Source organism: Pseudoxanthomonas sp. P4_B2 (assembly GCF_056402315.1).
In genome coordinates, this window is record NZ_JBFUHQ010000011.1 from 1 (window position 1) to 16,512 (window position 16,512).

The window sequence follows — 16,512 nt, forward strand, 5'->3', positions numbered from 1 at the left end:
CGAAGTCTATGTGCTGAGCAAGGACGAAGGCGGCCGTCACACCCCGTTCTTCAAGGGTTACCGTCCGCAGTTCTACTTCCGCACCACCGACATCACTGGCGCCGTTGAGCTGCCGGAAGGTGTGGAGATGGTGATGCCGGGCGACAACGTGAAGATGGTGGTGACGCTGATCAACCCGGTGGCGATGGACGAAGGCCTGCGTTTTGCGATCCGCGAAGGCGGCCGTACGGTTGGCGCCGGCGTGGTGGCGAAGATCATTAAGTAAGCCTGCCTACCGGCGATTCGCGTCGCCGGGCAGCAGCGAATGGCGGGCCGAACTTTCGGTCCGCCTTCGCCGTCTGAAGGGTTTGCAACAAATCACAAGTTCCTGAAAAACAAGCGTCAGTAGCTCAACTGGCAGAGCAGCGGTCTCCAAAACCGCAGGTTGTAGGTTCGAGTCCTACCTGGCGCGCCATTTGGAACGCGTAGCCGACGAGTCAATGGCTACGGTCGCAAACAAATAAAGAGTCAGATGAACAGCAAGGTCGAACATTCCAAAGCCGCCGCATCCTCCGCGGGCGACATCGTCAAATACGCGCTGGCGCTTGCGCTGGTGATTGCGGGTCTGGTGGCGTGGTGGTGGTTCGCTGGCCAGTGGGCAACGCCTTTGCGGGCGCTGGCCGTGGTCGCGGGCCTGGTGCTGGGCGCGGTGGTGTTCCTGGGTACGGCCAAGGGTCGCGAGACCCGCGAGTTCCTGGTCGAGTCGCGTTTCGAACTGCGCAAGGTGGTCTGGCCGACCCGCCAGGAAGCCCTGCGCATGACCTGGGTAGTGGCCATTGTGGTCGTGATCCTGAGCCTGATGCTGGGCGGCTTCGACTGGGTGATCCAGGAGTTGCTGAAATTGTTCTTTACCCTGGGCCGTTGAGGAGAATGTCGCAGTGAAGCGTTGGTACGTCGTACACGCCTATTCGGGTTTCGAGAAATCGGTGGCGCAGGCGCTGCGTGACCGCATCGTCCGCAACGACATGCAGGAACGTTTCGGCGACGTGCTGGTGCCGACCGAGGAAGTGATCGAAATGCGCGCCGGCCAGAAACGCCGTTCCGAGCGCAAGTTCTTCCCAGGTTATGTGCTGGTGCAGATCGAGACGCACGAGGAAGCGGGTATTCCGCGCATGGACAACGAGAGCTGGCACCTGGTGAAGGAGACTTCCAAGGTCCTGGGTTTCATCGGCGGTACCGCCGACCGTCCTTTGCCGATCCGCGACGAGGAGGCCGATGCCATCCTCCAGCGCGTGCAGGACGGCGTCGAGAAGCCGCGTCCGAAGGTGTTGTTCGAACCTGGCCAGATGGTGCGCGTCACCGAAGGCCCGTTCAACGACTTCAACGGTGTGGTCGAGGAAGTGAATTACGAGAAGAGCCGCCTGCGCGTGGCTGTTCTGATTTTCGGGCGTTCCACCCCGGTCGAACTCGAGTTCGGCCAGGTCGAGAAAGCCTAAAGGCCGGGGGCCGGTTTCGGTCCCCGATTCAAAGCGAAGGGAGGAGTCCCGCAGTCGCAAGACGTGCAGACGCTTGAACTCCAGGAGTAAATCGAAATGGCAAAGAAAGTAGTCGGTTACATCAAACTGCAGGTCAAGGCCGGTCAGGCGAATCCGTCGCCGCCCGTCGGTCCTGCGCTGGGCCAGCGCGGCCTGAACATCATGGAATTCTGCAAGGCGTTCAATGCCGCCACGCAGAAGCTGGAGCCGGGCCTGCCCACTCCGGTCATCATCACCGCCTATTCGGACCGTACCTTCACCTTCATCACCAAGAGCACGCCCGCCAGCGTCCTGTTGAAGAAGGCCGTCGGCATCCAGTCCGGTTCCAAGCGCCCCAACACCGAGAAGGTGGGCAAGGTCACCCGCAAGCAGCTCGAGGACATCGCCAAGGCGAAAGAACCCGATCTGACCGCAGCCAGTCTGGATGCGGCGGTGCGTACGATTGCGGGTTCGGCCCGCAGCATGGGCTTGACGGTAGAGGGCTAAGACGATGGCACAGACCAAACGACAGAAAGCGATCTTTGCCGCGGTCACCCCGGGCAAGGCGTATTCCATTGACGATGCGCTGAAGATCGTCAAGGACAACAGCAAGACCAAGTTCGTGGAAGCCGTCGACGTGGCCGTGCGCCTCGGCGTGGACGCCAAGAAGTCGGACCAGCAGGTGCGCGGTTCCACCGTGCTGCCCGCCGGTACCGGCAAGTCGGTCCGCGTGGCGGTGTTCGCACCGGCCGGCGCCAAGGCCGATGAAGCCATCGCCGCTGGCGCAGAAGCCGTGGGCATGGACGACCTGGCCGAGAAGATGCTGGCCGGCGACCTGAACTACGACGTGGTCATCGCCACGCCGGACGCAATGCGCGTGGTCGGCAAGCTGGGTCAGGTGTTGGGCCCGCGCGGCCTGATGCCGAACCCCAAGGTCGGCACCGTTTCGCCGAACCCGGCCGAAGCCGTGAAGAACGCCAAGTCGGGTCAGGTGCGTTACCGCACCGACAAGGCCGGCATCATCCACTGCACCCTGGGCAAGGCCAGCTTCGACGACGCCTCGCTGAAGAGCAATCTGCAGGCGCTGCTGCTGGATCTGGTCAAGGCCAAGCCGTCGACCGCCAAGGGCACCTACCTGCAGAAGATCTCGCTGAGCTCGACCATGGGCCCCGGCGTGACCGTGGATCTGTCCTCGCTGTCGCTCAAGTAATCAGTTCCACCTTTCCCGCCAAAGCGGGGAAGCGTTCCAAAATTTTGAGGGCAATCGCGGAAGGCTCCGGCTTGACGCGATAGCTGTCAAAGACCGCAGGCGCGGTCGGCGCATATCGATGACGGGCAAGGAAGCTTGGTTACGGCAGGGAGTCGCCGTCGATACAGCGGGATCGCTTAATTCGACTCTGTTTGTGGGTCGGGCCGGCGTAGATGGTGCCGCCTTCTGGAAATTTTTCTGGAAAGGCCACCACCGGGATGCCAATCCGGCGTCCCCGGTGCCCAGGACGGGCACCGCCCAGGACCGCAAGCGGCAGGAGCCGTGAGCGGAGTTCATTTGGAGGAGTGTATGGCTCTAAATCTGTCTCAGAAGCAAGAAGTTGTAGCCGAGCTGGCAGACGTCGCCGCCAAGGCCCACTCCTTGATTGCTGCCGAGTACGCGGGCATCACGGTCGGTCAAATGACCACGATGCGCAAGAAGGCTCGCGAAAACGGTGTGTACTTGAAAGTCGTCAAGAACACGCTGGCTTCGCGCGCCGTCGAAGGTACCGAATACGAGTGCGTCAAGGACTCGTTGGTCGGTCCCTTGTTGTACGCGTTCTCGACGGAAGAACCCGGCGCCGCCGGTCGTCTGATCAAGGAATTCGCCAAAAGCAACGACAAGCTGCAGCCCAAGCTCGTAGCCGTGGGTGGCCAGTTGTATCCGGCCAGCCATGTCGACGTGTTGGCATCGCTGCCGACCCGCGAGCAGGCCCTGGCCATGCTGGCACGTGTGCTCGCCGAACCGGCAAGCATGTTCGCCCGCGCGATCAAGGCAGTGGGCGACAAGCTGGGCGGAGGCGACATCGTCGCCGACGCGTCTGCTGAAGCCCCGGCTGAAACCTCGGTTGAAGCGGTACCTGAAGTCGCGGCAGCAACCCCAGTGGAAGCAGCCCCGGCCGAAACCCCGGCCGATCAGGCCTGAGTTCGCACCGCAATCACTGAAACCCATCCCAGAAATATTTTTCGAAGGTAAATCAACATGTCCCTGTCTAACGAACAGATCGTCGACGCAGTCGCTGAAAAGTCCCTCATGGAAGTGATGGAGCTGGTCAAGGCGATCGAAGAAAAGTTTGGCGTTTCCGCCGCCGCTCCCGTGGCTGCTGCCGGTCCGGCCGCCGCCGCTGCCGGTCCGGTTGAAGAGCAGACCGAATTCACCGTCGTCCTGAAGGCGATCGGCGAGAAGAAGGTCGAAGTCATTAAGGCCGTCCGTGCCATCACCGGCCTGGGCCTGAAGGAAGCGAAGGACCTCGTGGAAGGCGCCCCGCAGACCGTGAAGGATGCGGTCTCGAAGGAAGATTCCGAGAAGTTCAAGAAAGAACTCGAAGCCGCCGGTGCGACTGTCGAAGTGAAGTAAGCGGTATTCGTCGCCAGTCAACATCGGCGGCACACCGAGGCCGGGGGCGTAAGCCCCTGGCCTTCGGTCGTTGTTGTTTGCAGTAGAAAAAACCCGAGTTGGTAGTTGGAAGTAGCAAGAGAAGGCGTGCTGGTGCCGGCAATACCAGCGACTTCCAACTGACGATTTTCCCGTTCCGCGCAGGGTCCCTGCTGCGGACAGATGGTTCCCCCCGGACCCGCGGACGCGCGGCTCCCAGAGAAAAAGGCGATAAGTCACATGGCGTACTCGTTCACTGAAAAGAAGCGTATCCGCAAGGATTTCGGCAAGCAGCGCTCGATCCTCGAGGTCCCGTTCCTGCTCGCCATCCAGGTGGATTCCTACCGCTCGTTCCTGCAGGAAAACATCGAGCCCTCCAAGCGCGTCGACCACGGTCTGCATGCCGCGCTCAAATCCGTGTTCCCGATCTCCAGCTATAGCGGCAACGCGGCGCTGGAATACGTGGGCTACAAGCTGGGCGATCCGGTGTTCGACGAGCGCGAGTGCCGCAACCGCGGCCTTAGCTACGGCGCGCCGCTGCGCGTGACCGTGCGCCTGGTGATCTACGACCGCGAATCGTCGACCAAGGCCATCAAGTACGTGAAGGAACAGGAAGTCTATCTGGGCGAAATTCCGCTCATGACCGACAACGGCACCTTCATCGTCAACGGTACCGAGCGCGTGATCGTCTCGCAGCTGCACCGTTCGCCGGGCGTGTTCTTCGACCACGACCGCGGCAAGACCCACAGCTCGGGCAAGCTGCTGTACAGCGCCCGCATCATCCCTTACCGCGGTTCCTGGCTCGACTTCGAGTTCGACCCGAAGGACGCGCTGTTCACCCGCATCGACCGTCGCCGCAAATTGCCGGTGACCATCCTGCTGCGCGCGTTGGGCTACAACAACGAAGAAATGCTCAATGAGTTCTTCGATATCAACACCTTCCACATCCTGCCGGAAGGCGAGGGCGTGCAGTTGGAGTTGGTGGCCGAGCGTCTGCGCGGCGAAACCCTGAACTTCGATCTGGCCGATGGCGACAAGGTCATCGTCGAGACCGGCAAGCGCATCACCGCGCGCCACGTGAAGCAGTTGGAACAGTCGGGCATCGCCGCACTTGCCGTGCCGGACGACTACCTGATGGGCCGCATCCTGTCGCACGACGTGATCGACGCCAGCACCGGCGAATTGTTGGCCACCGCCAACGACGAGATCACCGAAGATCAGCTGGCCAAGTTCCGCAAGGCCGGCGTGGACGCCGTGGGTACGCTGTGGGTCAACGATCTGGATCGTGGTCCCTACATCTCCAACACGCTGCGCATCGATCCGTCCAAGACCCAGTTGGAAGCGCTGGTCGAGATCTACCGCATGATGCGTCCCGGCGAGCCGCCGACCAAGGATGCTGCGCAGAACCTATTTCACAACCTGTTCTTCACCTTCGAGCGCTACGACCTGTCGGGCGTGGGCCGGATGAAGTTCAACCGCCGTGTCGGCCGCAAGGAAGTCACCGGTGAGTCGGTGCTGTTCGATAACAAATACTTCAGCAACCGCAACGACGACGAATCCAAGCGTCTGGTCGCCGCACAGGGCGAGACTTCCGACATCCTGGAAGTGATCAAGGTCCTGACCGAGATCCGCAACGGTCGCGGCACGGTCGACGACATCGACCACCTGGGCAACCGCCGCGTGCGTTCGGTCGGCGAAATGGCCGAGAACGTGTTCCGCGTGGGCCTGGTCCGCGTCGAGCGCGCGGTGAAGGAGCGCCTGTCGATGGCCGAAAGCGAAGGCCTGACCCCGCAGGAACTGATCAACGCCAAGCCGGTGGCCGCCGCGATCAAGGAGTTCTTCGGCTCCAGTCAGCTGTCGCAGTTCATGGACCAGAACAACCCGCTGTCGGAAGTCACGCACAAGCGTCGCGTCTCGGCCCTGGGCCCGGGCGGCCTGACCCGCGAGCGCGCCGGCTTCGAAGTGCGCGACGTGCACCCGACCCATTACGGCCGCGTCTGCACCATCGAGACGCCTGAAGGTCCGAACATCGGCCTGATCAACTCGCTGGCCGTGTACGCGCGCACCAACAGCTACGGTTTCCTCGAGACCCCGTATCGCAAGGTCGTGGCCGGACAGATCACCGACGAGATCGAATACCTGTCGGCGATCGAGGAAAACGAGTTCGTCATCGCCCAGGCCAACGCCCTGCACGATGACAGCAGCCGCCTGACCGAGCAGTTCGTGCCGTGCCGCCACCAGGGCGAGTCGCTGCTGAAGCCGCCGGGCGAGGTGGACTTCATGGACGTGTCGCCGATGCAGACCGTGTCGATCGCGGCCGCGCTGGTTCCGTTCCTCGAGCACGACGACGCCAACCGCGCGCTGATGGGCGCCAACATGCAGCGCCAGGCCGTGCCTACGCTGCGTGCGCAGAAGCCGCTGGTCGGCACCGGCATCGAACGCGCCGTGGCCCGCGACTCCGGCGTGACCGTGAACGCGCGTCGTGGTGGCGTGATCGAGCAGATCGACGCCGCCCGCATCGTGGTCAAGGTCAATGAGAGCGAGATCGGCGACGGCACCGACGCCGGCGTCGATATCTACAACCTGATCAAGTACACCCGTTCCAACCAGAACACCTGCATCAATCAGACTCCGCTGGTGAATGTGGGCGACGTCATCGAGCGTGGCGACGTGCTGGCCGACGGTCCGTCCACCGACATCGGCGAACTGGCCCTGGGCCAGAACATGTTGATCGCGTTCATGCCCTGGAACGGCTACAACTTCGAAGACTCCATCCTGCTCTCCGAGCGCGTGGTGGAAGAGGATCGTTACACCACGATCCACATCGAGGAACTGACCTGCGTCGCGCGCGACACCAAACTGGGGCCGGAGGAAATTTCCGCCGACATCCCCAACGTGTCCGAGCAGGCGCTGAATCGTCTGGACGAATCCGGCGTGGTGTACATCGGCGCCGAAGTGCGCGCCGGCGACATCATGGTCGGCAAGGTGACGCCGAAGGGCGAAAGCCAGCTGACCCCGGAAGAGAAGCTGCTACGTGCGATCTTCGGCGAGAAGGCGTCCGACGTTAAGGACAGCTCGCTGCGCGTGCCGCCGGGCATGGACGGCACCGTCATCGACGTGCAGGTCTTCACCCGCGACGGCATCGAGAAGGACAAGCGCGCGCGCCAGATCGAGGAAAACGAGATCAAGCGCGTCAAGAAAGACTTCGACGACCAGTTCCGCATCCTCGAGAACGCGATCTTCGCGCGCCTGCGTCCGCTGTTGGTGGGCAAGGTGGCCAACGGCGGCGCCGGCCTGAAGAAGGGCGACACCATCGACGACGCCTACCTGGACGGCCTGAAGAAGGCCGACTGGTTCGCCATCCGCATGAAGGACGACGACGCCTCCGACGCCATCGAGCGCGCGCAGAAGCAGATCCAGGCGCACGAGAAGGAATTCGAGCGTCGCTTCGCCGACAAGCGCGGCAAGATCACCGCGGGCGACGACCTCGCCCCCGGCGTGCTGAAGATGGTCAAGGTGTACCTGGCCGTGAAGCGCCGCATCCAGCCGGGCGACAAGATGGCCGGCCGTCACGGCAACAAGGGCGTGGTCTCCACGATCGTTCCGGTCGAAGACATGCCGTACGCCGCCGACGGCAGCACCGTCGACATCGTGCTGAACCCGCTGGGCGTGCCTTCGCGCATGAACATCGGGCAGATTCTGGAAGTCCATCTGGGCTGGGCCGCGAAAGGCCTGGGCCAGAAGATCCAGAAGATGCTCGATGCGCAGGCCAAGGTCGCCGATCTGCGCAAGTTCCTCGATCAGATCTACAACCACGACCTGAAACTGGGCGAACAGCGCGTCAACCTGGGTGAATTCAGCGACGACGAGCTGCTGCGTCTGGCCGGCAACCTGACCGACGGCGTGCCGATGGCGACGCCGGTATTCGATGGCGCGGCGGAATCGGAGATCAAGCACATGCTTGCGCTAGCCGATCTGCCCATCAGCGGCCAGACCCAGCTGTACGACGGCCGCACCGGCGAGGCGTTCGATCGCCAGACCACCATCGGCTACATGCACATGCTGAAGTTGAACCACTTGGTGGACGACAAGATGCACGCGCGTTCGACCGGTCCGTACTCGCTCGTCACCCAGCAGCCGCTGGGCGGCAAGGCGCAGTTCGGTGGCCAGCGCTTCGGTGAAATGGAAGTCTGGGCGCTGGAGGCTTATGGCGCCGCGCACACCCTGCAGGAAATGCTGACGGTCAAGTCGGACGACGTGCAGGGCCGTAACCAGATGTACAAGAACATCGTCGATGGCGAACACGAGATGGTCGCGGGCATGCCGGAATCCTTCAACGTTCTGGTGAAGGAAATCCGCTCGCTGGCCATCAACATGGAATTGGAAGAGTGATGTGAACCGGAGCCGGTCGCGCGCATGCGCCGGCCGGCTCCGTAGACGTTGCCCGCCACTCCCTCGACACCAGATTTTCCTCCTACCCGGAGAAACAAAATGAAAGACCTACTGAATCTCTTCAACCAGCAGCGCCAGTCGCTGGACTTCGACGCCATCAAGATCGCGCTGGCCTCGCCGGACCTGATCCGTTCGTGGTCCTTCGGCGAAGTGAAGAAGCCGGAAACCATCAACTACCGTACCTTCAAGCCCGAACGCGACGGCCTGTTCTGCGCCGCCATCTTCGGACCGATCAAGGACTACGAATGCCTATGCGGCAAGTACAAGCGCATGAAGCACCGTGGCGTGGTCTGCGAGAAGTGCGGCACCGAAGTCACCCTGGCTAAGGTGCGCCGCGAGCGCATGGGCCACATCGACCTCGCTTCGCCGGTCGCGCACATCTGGTTCCTCAAGTCGTTGCCGTCGCGCATCGGCCTGATGCTGGACATGACCCTGCGCGATATCGAACGCGTGCTGTACTTCGAAGCCTACGTGGTCACCGAGCCGGGCCTGACCCCGCTCGAGCGCCGCCAGCTGCTGACCGAAGAGCAGTTCATGACCGCGCGCCAGGAATACGGCGACGACTTCGACGCCGCCATGGGCGCCGAAGCGGTCTACGACCTGCTGCGCACGATCGACCTGCAGTCGGAAATGGTGAACCTGCGCGAGGAAATCGCCAGCACCGGTTCGGAAACCAAGCTCAAGCGCCTCACCAAGCGCATCAAGCTGGTCGAAGCCTTCCTCGAGTCCGGCAACCGTCCGGAGTGGATGGTGATGACCGTGCTGCCCGTGCTGCCGCCGGATCTGCGTCCGCTGGTGCCGCTGGATGGCGGCCGCTTCGCGACCTCCGATCTGAACGATCTGTACCGTCGCGTCATCAACCGCAACAACCGTCTGCGCCGCCTGCTGGAGCTCAACGCTCCGGACATCATCGTGCGCAACGAAAAGCGCATGCTGCAGGAATCGGTCGACGCGCTGATGGACAACGGCCGTCGCGGCCGCGCCATCACCGGCACCAACAAGCGTCCGCTCAAGTCGCTGGCCGACATGATCAAGGGCAAGCAGGGTCGCTTCCGCCAGAACTTGCTCGGCAAGCGAGTCGACTACTCCGGCCGTTCGGTCATCGTGGTCGGTCCGTACCTGAAGCTGCACCAGTGCGGTCTGCCGAAGAAGATGGCGCTCGAGCTGTTCAAGCCGTTCGTGTTCGCCAAGCTGCAGCGTCGCGGCCTGGCCACCACCATCAAGGCCGCCAAGAAGCTGGTCGAGCGTGAAGAGGCGGAAGTCTGGGACATCCTGGAAGACGTCATCCGCGAACATCCGGTGCTGCTGAACCGTGCGCCGACCCTGCACCGTCTGGGCATCCAGGCGTTCGAGCCGGTGTTGATCGAGGGTAAGGCCATCCAGCTGCACCCGCTGGTCTGCACCGCGTTCAACGCCGACTTCGACGGCGACCAGATGGCCGTGCACGTTCCGCTGAGCCTCGAAGCCCAGCTGGAAGCGCGCGCGCTGATGATGTCGACCAACAACATCCTGTCGCCGGCCAACGGCGAGCCGATCATCGTGCCGTCGCAGGACGTGGTGCTGGGTCTGTACTACATGACCCGCGCCCTGGAAAACAAGAAAGGCGAGGGCATGGCTTTCGCCAATATCGCCGAAGTGAAGCGCGCCTACGACAATCGTGCGGTCGAACTGCACGCCAAGGTCAAGGTCCGCATCACCGAGACGGTGACCGACGAGGAAGGCAACAAGAGCAAGCAGACCAGCATCGTGGACACCACGATCGGTCGCGCGCTGTTGGCTGAGATTCTGCCGGACGGCCTGCCGTTCGTGCTGGCCAACACCGAGTTGAACAAGAAGGCCATCAGCCGCCTGATCAACTCCAGCTACCGCATGCTGGGCCTGAAGGACACCGTGGTGTTCGCCGACAAGCTGATGTACACCGGCTTCGCGTACGCCACGCGCGCCGGCGTTTCCATCGGCATCGACGACATGCTGATCCCGATCGAGAAGAAGGGCATCCTGGGCGAAGCCGAACAGGAAGTGCTGGAGATCCAGGAGCAGTACCAGAGCGGTCTGGTCACCGCCGGCGAGCGCTACAACAAGGTGGTCGACATCTGGTCGCGCACCAATGAGCGCATCGCCAAGGCGATGATGGACACGATCGGTACCGACAAGGTGCAGAACGCCAAGGGCGAGACCATCAACGAGAAGTCGATGAACTCGCTGTACATCATGGCCGACTCCGGCGCCCGCGGTTCGCAGGCGCAGATCCGTCAGCTGGCCGGTATGCGCGGCCTGATGGCCCGTCCCGACGGCTCCATCATCGAGACGCCCATCAAGGCGAACTTCCGCGAAGGCCTGAACGTGCAGGAGTACTTCAACTCCACCCACGGTGCCCGTAAGGGTCTGGCCGATACCGCGTTGAAGACGGCGAACTCGGGTTACCTGACCCGTCGCCTGGTCGACGTGGCGCAGGACGTGGTGATCACCGAAGTCGATTGCGGCACCGTCGAAGGCCTGACCATGACTCCGATCGTGGAAGGCGGCGACGTGGTCGAGCCGCTGCGCGAGCGCGTGCTGGGCCGCATCGTGGCCGAAGACGTGTTCCTGCCGGGCAACGACGAAGATCCCATCGTCACCCGCAACACGTTGCTGGACGAAGCCTGGGTGCAGAAGCTCGAAGACGCCGGCGTGCAGTCCCTGAAGGTGCGCTCCACCATCACCTGCGAATCCGACTTCGGCGTGTGCTCGCACTGCTACGGTCGCGACCTGGCCCGTGGCCATATCGTCAACATCGGCGAAGCGGTCGGCGTCATCGCCGCGCAGTCGATCGGCGAACCCGGCACCCAGCTGACCATGCGTACCTTCCACATCGGTGGTGCGGCTTCGCGTGCGGCGGCGGTGGACAACATCACGGTCAAGACCACCGGCTCGATCAAGTTCAACAACCTGAAGTTCGTCGAGCACGCCAACGGCCACCTGGTCGCGGTGTCGCGTTCGGGCGAACTCTCGGTGCTGGACGGCCATGGCCGCGAGCGCGAGCGTTACAAGCTGCCTTACGGCGCAACGATCTCGGTCAAGGACGGCGCGGCCATCAAGGCCGGCCAGTCGGTCGCCAATTGGGACCCGCATAACCACCCGATCGTGTCGGAAGTGGCCGGTTTCGTGCGCTTCGTGGACTTCGTCGACGGCATCACCGTGATGGAGAAGACCGACGACCTGACCGGTCTGGCCTCGCGCGAGATCACCGATCCGAAGCGTCGCGGTTCGATGGGCAAGGACCTGCGTCCGGTCGTGCGCATCGTCGACAAGGCCGGCAAGGACCTGAACATCCCGGGCACCGATCTGCCCGCGCAGTACCTGTTGCCGCCGCGTTCCATCGTCAACCTGCAGGACGGCGCCGCCGTCGGCGTGGGCGACGTGGTCACCAAGGTGCCGCAGGAAGCTTCCAAGACCCGCGACATCACCGGTGGTCTGCCGCGCGTGGCCGATCTGTTCGAAGCGCGCAAGCCGAAGGATCCCGCGATCCTGGCCGAGCGCTCGGGCATCATCAGCTTCGGTAAGGACACCAAGGGCAAGCAGCGCCTGATCATCAAGGACACCGATGGCAGCGAACACGAGGAGCTGATTCCCAAGTTCCGCCAGATCATCGTGTTCGAAGGCGAGCACGTGGCCAAGGGCGAAACCGTGGTGGACGGCGAACCGTCGCCGCAGGACATCCTGCGCCTGCTGGGCGTCGAGCCGCTGGCCGCCTATCTGGTCAAGGAAATCCAGGACGTGTACCGCCTGCAGGGCGTCAAGATCAACGACAAGCACATCGAGGTGATCACCCGCCAGATGCTGCGTAAGGTCGAGATCACCGACGCCGGCAACACCAAGTACCTGCATGGCGAACAGGCCGAGAAGCAGCGCGTGCTGGAGGAGAACATCAAGATCCTGGCCAAGAACGAGCTGCCGGCCAAGTACGATCCGGTCCTGCTGGGCATCACCAAGGCATCGCTGGCCACCGAGTCGTTCATCTCGGCGGCCTCCTTCCAGGAGACCACCCGCGTGCTGACTGAGGCTGCCGTCCGCGGCACCCGCGACAACCTGCGCGGCCTGAAGGAAAACGTGATCGTCGGCCGTCTGATTCCGGCCGGTACCGGCTTGACCTACCACGCCAGCCGTCGCCGCAACGCTTCGGGCCTCACCGACTCGGAAATGGAAGCTCTGGTTTCCACGACCCCAGCGGCGGTCGAAGCGCCGGCCACCGAGCCTGCGGCGGCAGCGGAATCGACCACGGGCAGCGACGAGTAAGCAGCCCAGTCCCTCCCGGCCCTGGCCGGGTGGGGCGGACCAAGAGAAATGGGGCGCAGGACGCGCCCCGTGTTCCGGCCCAGGAGGGCCAGCAGGCTGAACCCGTCGGTTGACGGGGTTTTAACCTGCCAGCTATACTTTCCTGTCTCGGCGGGCCGTCATGCGGCCTGCCGTCATTTTCACGCACAAGGCTCCGGCCTTACATCCGAAGAATCCATAAAGATGGCAACGATCAACCAGCTCGTCCGCAAGCCGCGGCAGGCCCCTACGTACAAGAGCCAGTCGCCTGCGCTCGACAAGTGCCCGCAGCGCCGTGGCGTCTGCACGCGCGTCTACACCACCACCCCGAAGAAGCCGAACTCGGCGCTCCGTAAGGTGGCCAAGGTGCGTCTGACCAACCAGGAAGAAATCATCAGCTACATCGGTGGTGAAGGCCACAACCTGCAGGAGCACTCCGTGGTCCTGGTTCGTGGCGGTCGCGTCAAGGATCTTCCGGGTGTGCGTTACCACACCGTTCGCGGCTCGCTGGACGCTTCCGGCGTCGCCAAGCGTCGCCAGGGCCGTTCCAAGTACGGCGCCAAGCGTCCGAAGTCCTAAGGCGCGTTTTGTCGCCAAACCACAGATTTGAATAGGTAAGTAGATCATGTCGCGTAAAGGCTCAACCCCACAGCGTACCGTCCTGCCGGATCCCAAGCACGGCAGCCACACCATCGCCCGTTTCATCAACATGGTCATGTACAGCGGCAAGAAGTCCGTCGCTGAGAAGATCGTGTACGGCGCCATGGATGTGATCAGCGAAAAGAACCCCAATGCCCTCGAGCTGGTCGAGAAGGCGCTGGACAACATCTCGCCGACGGTCGAAGTGAAGTCGCGTCGCGTCGGCGGCGCCACCTATCAGGTGCCGGTCGAAGTGCGCTCGTCGCGCCGTCTGGCCCTGGCCATGCGCTGGCTGATCGAGTCGGCGCGCAAGCGCGGCGAGAACACCATGCCGCGCAAGCTGGCTGCAGAACTGCTGGACGCCTCGGAAAACCGCGGCGGCGCCATCAAGAAGCGTGAAGAAACCCACCGCATGGCGGAAGCGAACAAGGCGTTCGCGCACTACCGCTGGTGATTTGCCCCCGGTCCGCGGGCGCTGCGTGTATCGCTGGCGCCTTGAAACGCGGACCTTTCGGCACCATTTAGGTGCCCTTGCGACGGTAGTCGCATGACGAATCCGAAGGCCGCCCACGGGCGGCGTTCGGCCATCCGCAAACACAAAAAAGAGAGACTGTCGTGGCTCGCACCACTCCCATCGAGCGTTACCGCAATTTCGGCATCATGGCCCACATCGACGCGGGCAAGACCACCACGTCGGAGCGCATCCTGTTCTACACCGGCGTCAGCCACAAGATCGGTGAAGTGCACGATGGCGCCGCGACCATGGACTGGATGGAGCAGGAGCAGGAGCGTGGCATCACCATCACCTCCGCGGCGACCACGGCGTTCTGGAAGGGCATGGACAAGTCCATGCAGGAACACCGCTTCAACATCATCGACACCCCCGGCCACGTCGACTTCACCATCGAAGTCGAGCGTTCCTTGCGCGTGCTCGACGGCGCGGTGTTTGTGCTGTGCGCCGTCGGTGGCGTGCAGCCGCAGTCCGAGACCGTCTGGCGTCAGGCCAACAAGTACTCCGTGCCGCGCATGGCGTTCGTCAACAAGATGGACCGCACCGGCGCCAACTTCGACAAGGTCGTCGAGCAGCTGAAGAGCCGCCTGGGCGCGTACGCCGTGCCGATGCAGGTGCCGATCGGCGCCGAGGAAGGCTTCGAGGGCGTGGTCGACCTGATCAAGATGAAGGCGATCCACTGGGATACCGCCTCGCAGGGCACCACGTTCGAATACCGCGAAATCCCGGCCGAGTTGCAGGACAAGGCCGTGGCTGCGCGTGCGTTCATGGTTGAGGCCGCCGCCGAAGCCAGCGAAGACCTGATGGACAAGTACCTCAACGAAGGCGAGCTGTCCGAAGCCGAAATCATCAGCGGTCTGCGCGAGCGCACCCTGAAGGTCGAAATCGTGCCCGTGTTCTGCGGCAGCGCGTTCAAGAACAAGGGCGTGCAGGCCATGCTCGACGGCGTCGTGCATCTGCTGCCGTCGCCTTCCGACCGTCCGCCGGTCGCCGGTATCGACGAAGACGACAAGGAAGACAGCCGTCCCGCCAATGACACCGCGCCGTTCTCGGCGCTGGCGTTCAAGATCATGACTGACCCGTTCGTGGGTTCGCTCACGTTCTTCCGCGTGTATTCGGGCGTGCTCAATTCGGGCGACGCGGTGTACAACCCGGTCAAGTCGAAGAAAGAGCGCGTGGGCCGCATCCTGCAGATGCACTCCAACGAGCGCAGCGAGATCAAGGAAGTGCGCGCGGGCGACATCGCCGCCGCGGTGGGTCTGAAGGACGTCACCACCGGCGACACGCTGTGCGCGCAAGATCACATCATCACCCTGGAACGCATGATCTTCCCGGAACCCGTCATCTCGATGGCGGTGGAACCGAAGACCAAGTCCGACCAGGAAAAGATGGGTATCGCCCTGGGCCGCCTGGCGCAGGAAGATCCCTCGTTCCGCGTGCGCACCGACGAAGAATCCGGCCAGACCATCATCGCCGGCATGGGCGAGCTGCACCTGGACATCCTGGTCGACCGCATGAAGCGCGAGTTCAATGTGGAAGCCAATGTCGGCAAGCCGCAGGTCGCCTACCGCGAAACCATCCGCAAGTCGGTCAAGCAGGAAGGCAAGTTCGTGCGCCAGTCCGGTGGTCGCGGCCAGTATGGCCACATCGTCATCGAGATGGCGCCGCAGGAACGTGGCGTTGGTTTCTCGTTCGAGAACGCCATCGTCGGTGGCGTGGTGCCGAAGGAATACGTCACTGCTTCCGGCAAGGGCATTGAAGAGGCCATGAAGAGCGGCCCGCTGGCTGGTTTCCCGGTGGTGGACGTGGCGATTAAGGCAGTGGACGGCTCGTTCCATGACGTGGACTCCAATGAAATGGCGTTCAAGGTCGCTGGCTCGATGGCGTTCAAGGAAGCCTTCGCCAAGGCAAGCCCCGTGTTGCTCGAGCCGATGATGAAAGTCGAGATCGTGACGCCCGAGGATTACCTGGGCGACGTGATGGGCGACGTCAGTCGTCGTCGCGGCATCCTGCAGGGTCAGGAAGACAGCCCGTCGGGCAAGGTGATCGACGCAATGGTGCCGTTGGGCGAAATGTTCGGCTACGCCACCACGCTGCGTTCCATGTCGCAGGGTCGCGCCACCTTCACGATGGAATTCGACCACTACGCCGAAGCGCCGGCCAACATCGCCGACGCAGTCGTCAAGAAGAACTGAGGGTAGCCGGCGGACGCCGCCGGCTGCTGCAATCAAACACAAGAAATTAAGGGTATACAGCCATGGCAAAGGGTAAATTCGAACGCACCAAGCCGCACGTGAACGTGGGCACGATTGGTCACGTTGACCACGGCAAGACGACGCTGACGGCGGCGCTGACGAAGATCGGTGCGGAACGTTTCGGTGGCGAGTTCAAGGGTTACGACCAGATTGACGCGGCGCCGGAAGAGAAGGCGCGCGGCATCACGATTTCGACGGCGCACGTGGAATACGAATCGGCCAACCGCCATTACGCGCACGTCGACT

At 63.0% G+C, this 16,512-nt stretch carries 12 protein-coding genes, 1 tRNA gene and 1 pseudogene; all 14 read left to right on the forward strand.

Translation table 11 applies throughout. The features are described 5' to 3' along the window. A partial coding sequence (locus AC1DTQ_RS18730; RefSeq protein WP_477849660.1) for an EF-Tu C-terminal domain-related protein occupies positions 1-265 on the forward strand: 265 nt, incomplete at its 5' end. A gap of 113 nt (positions 266-378) precedes the next feature. After that, positions 379-454: transfer RNA gene (locus AC1DTQ_RS18735), tRNA-Trp, on the forward strand. Between the two features lie 57 nt (positions 455-511). Beyond that, on the forward strand, positions 512-904 hold the full coding sequence (secE, locus tag AC1DTQ_RS18740; RefSeq protein WP_477851557.1) for a preprotein translocase subunit SecE: 393 nt from the start codon (positions 512-514) through the stop codon (positions 902-904). Positions 905-917: 13 nt separating this feature from the next. Further along, entirely contained in the window at positions 918-1,475 is a 558-nt protein-coding gene (nusG, locus tag AC1DTQ_RS18745; RefSeq protein WP_310096369.1) for a transcription termination/antitermination protein NusG, read from the forward strand. A 96-nt stretch (positions 1,476-1,571) separates the two neighbouring features. After that, positions 1,572-2,000: a 50S ribosomal protein L11 gene (gene rplK / locus AC1DTQ_RS18750; protein WP_093290179.1), complete on the forward strand. Its 429-nt coding sequence runs from the start codon at positions 1,572-1,574 to the stop codon at positions 1,998-2,000. Positions 2,001-2,004: 4 nt separating this feature from the next. Next, positions 2,005-2,703 carry a 50S ribosomal protein L1 gene (gene rplA, locus AC1DTQ_RS18755; RefSeq protein WP_310096371.1) on the forward strand — a complete coding sequence of 233 codons (699 nt, stop codon included), beginning with the start codon at positions 2,005-2,007 and terminating at the stop codon, positions 2,701-2,703. Between the two features lie 348 nt (positions 2,704-3,051). After that, a pseudogene (gene rplJ / locus AC1DTQ_RS18760) lies at positions 3,052-3,597 on the forward strand (50S ribosomal protein L10); the annotation flags it as partial. A 126-nt stretch (positions 3,598-3,723) separates the two neighbouring features. Then, entirely contained in the window at positions 3,724-4,098 is a 375-nt protein-coding gene (rplL, locus tag AC1DTQ_RS18765; protein ID WP_310096373.1) for a 50S ribosomal protein L7/L12, read from the forward strand. 258 nt (positions 4,099-4,356) lie between these two features. Continuing rightward, the gene (gene rpoB, locus AC1DTQ_RS18770; RefSeq protein WP_477851560.1) at positions 4,357-8,508 is read left to right on the forward strand and encodes a DNA-directed RNA polymerase subunit beta; all 4,152 of its coding nucleotides are present in this window, start codon (positions 4,357-4,359) and stop codon (positions 8,506-8,508) included. Positions 8,509-8,607: 99 nt separating this feature from the next. Next, positions 8,608-12,843 (forward strand): DNA-directed RNA polymerase subunit beta', encoded by a 4,236-nt coding sequence (gene rpoC, locus AC1DTQ_RS18775; protein WP_477851561.1) that lies wholly within the window; start codon positions 8,608-8,610, stop codon positions 12,841-12,843. A gap of 222 nt (positions 12,844-13,065) precedes the next feature. Continuing rightward, on the forward strand, positions 13,066-13,440 hold the full coding sequence (gene rpsL, locus AC1DTQ_RS18780) for a 30S ribosomal protein S12 (protein WP_093290174.1): 375 nt from the start codon (positions 13,066-13,068) through the stop codon (positions 13,438-13,440). A 46-nt stretch (positions 13,441-13,486) separates the two neighbouring features. Continuing rightward, on the forward strand, positions 13,487-13,954 hold the full coding sequence (gene rpsG / locus AC1DTQ_RS18785) for a 30S ribosomal protein S7 (RefSeq protein ID WP_310096382.1): 468 nt from the start codon (positions 13,487-13,489) through the stop codon (positions 13,952-13,954). A gap of 161 nt (positions 13,955-14,115) precedes the next feature. Then, positions 14,116-16,206: an elongation factor G gene (gene fusA / locus AC1DTQ_RS18790; RefSeq protein WP_477851563.1), complete on the forward strand. Its 2,091-nt coding sequence runs from the start codon at positions 14,116-14,118 to the stop codon at positions 16,204-16,206. A gap of 62 nt (positions 16,207-16,268) precedes the next feature. Next, positions 16,269-16,512, forward strand: a 244-nt coding sequence (locus AC1DTQ_RS18795) for a GTP-binding protein (RefSeq protein WP_477850062.1), incomplete at its 3' end; no start/stop codon positions are given.

Excerpts from the sequence above, each read along its gene's own strand:
- rplK (WP_093290179.1), top strand. The coding sequence starts at position 1,572 with ATGGCAAAGAAAGTAGTCGGTTACATCAAACTGCAGGTCAAGGCCGGT.
- rpsG (WP_310096382.1), top strand. The coding sequence starts at position 13,487 with ATGTCGCGTAAAGGCTCAACCCCACAGCGTACCGTCCTGCCGGATCCC.
- rplL (WP_310096373.1), top strand. The coding sequence starts at position 3,724 with ATGTCCCTGTCTAACGAACAGATCGTCGACGCAGTCGCTGAAAAGTCC.
- rpsL (WP_093290174.1), top strand. The coding sequence starts at position 13,066 with ATGGCAACGATCAACCAGCTCGTCCGCAAGCCGCGGCAGGCCCCTACG.
- rplA (WP_310096371.1), top strand. The coding sequence starts at position 2,005 with ATGGCACAGACCAAACGACAGAAAGCGATCTTTGCCGCGGTCACCCCG.
- rpoC (WP_477851561.1), top strand. The coding sequence starts at position 8,608 with ATGAAAGACCTACTGAATCTCTTCAACCAGCAGCGCCAGTCGCTGGAC.
- secE (WP_477851557.1), top strand. The coding sequence starts at position 512 with ATGAACAGCAAGGTCGAACATTCCAAAGCCGCCGCATCCTCCGCGGGC.
- rpoB (WP_477851560.1), top strand. The coding sequence starts at position 4,357 with ATGGCGTACTCGTTCACTGAAAAGAAGCGTATCCGCAAGGATTTCGGC.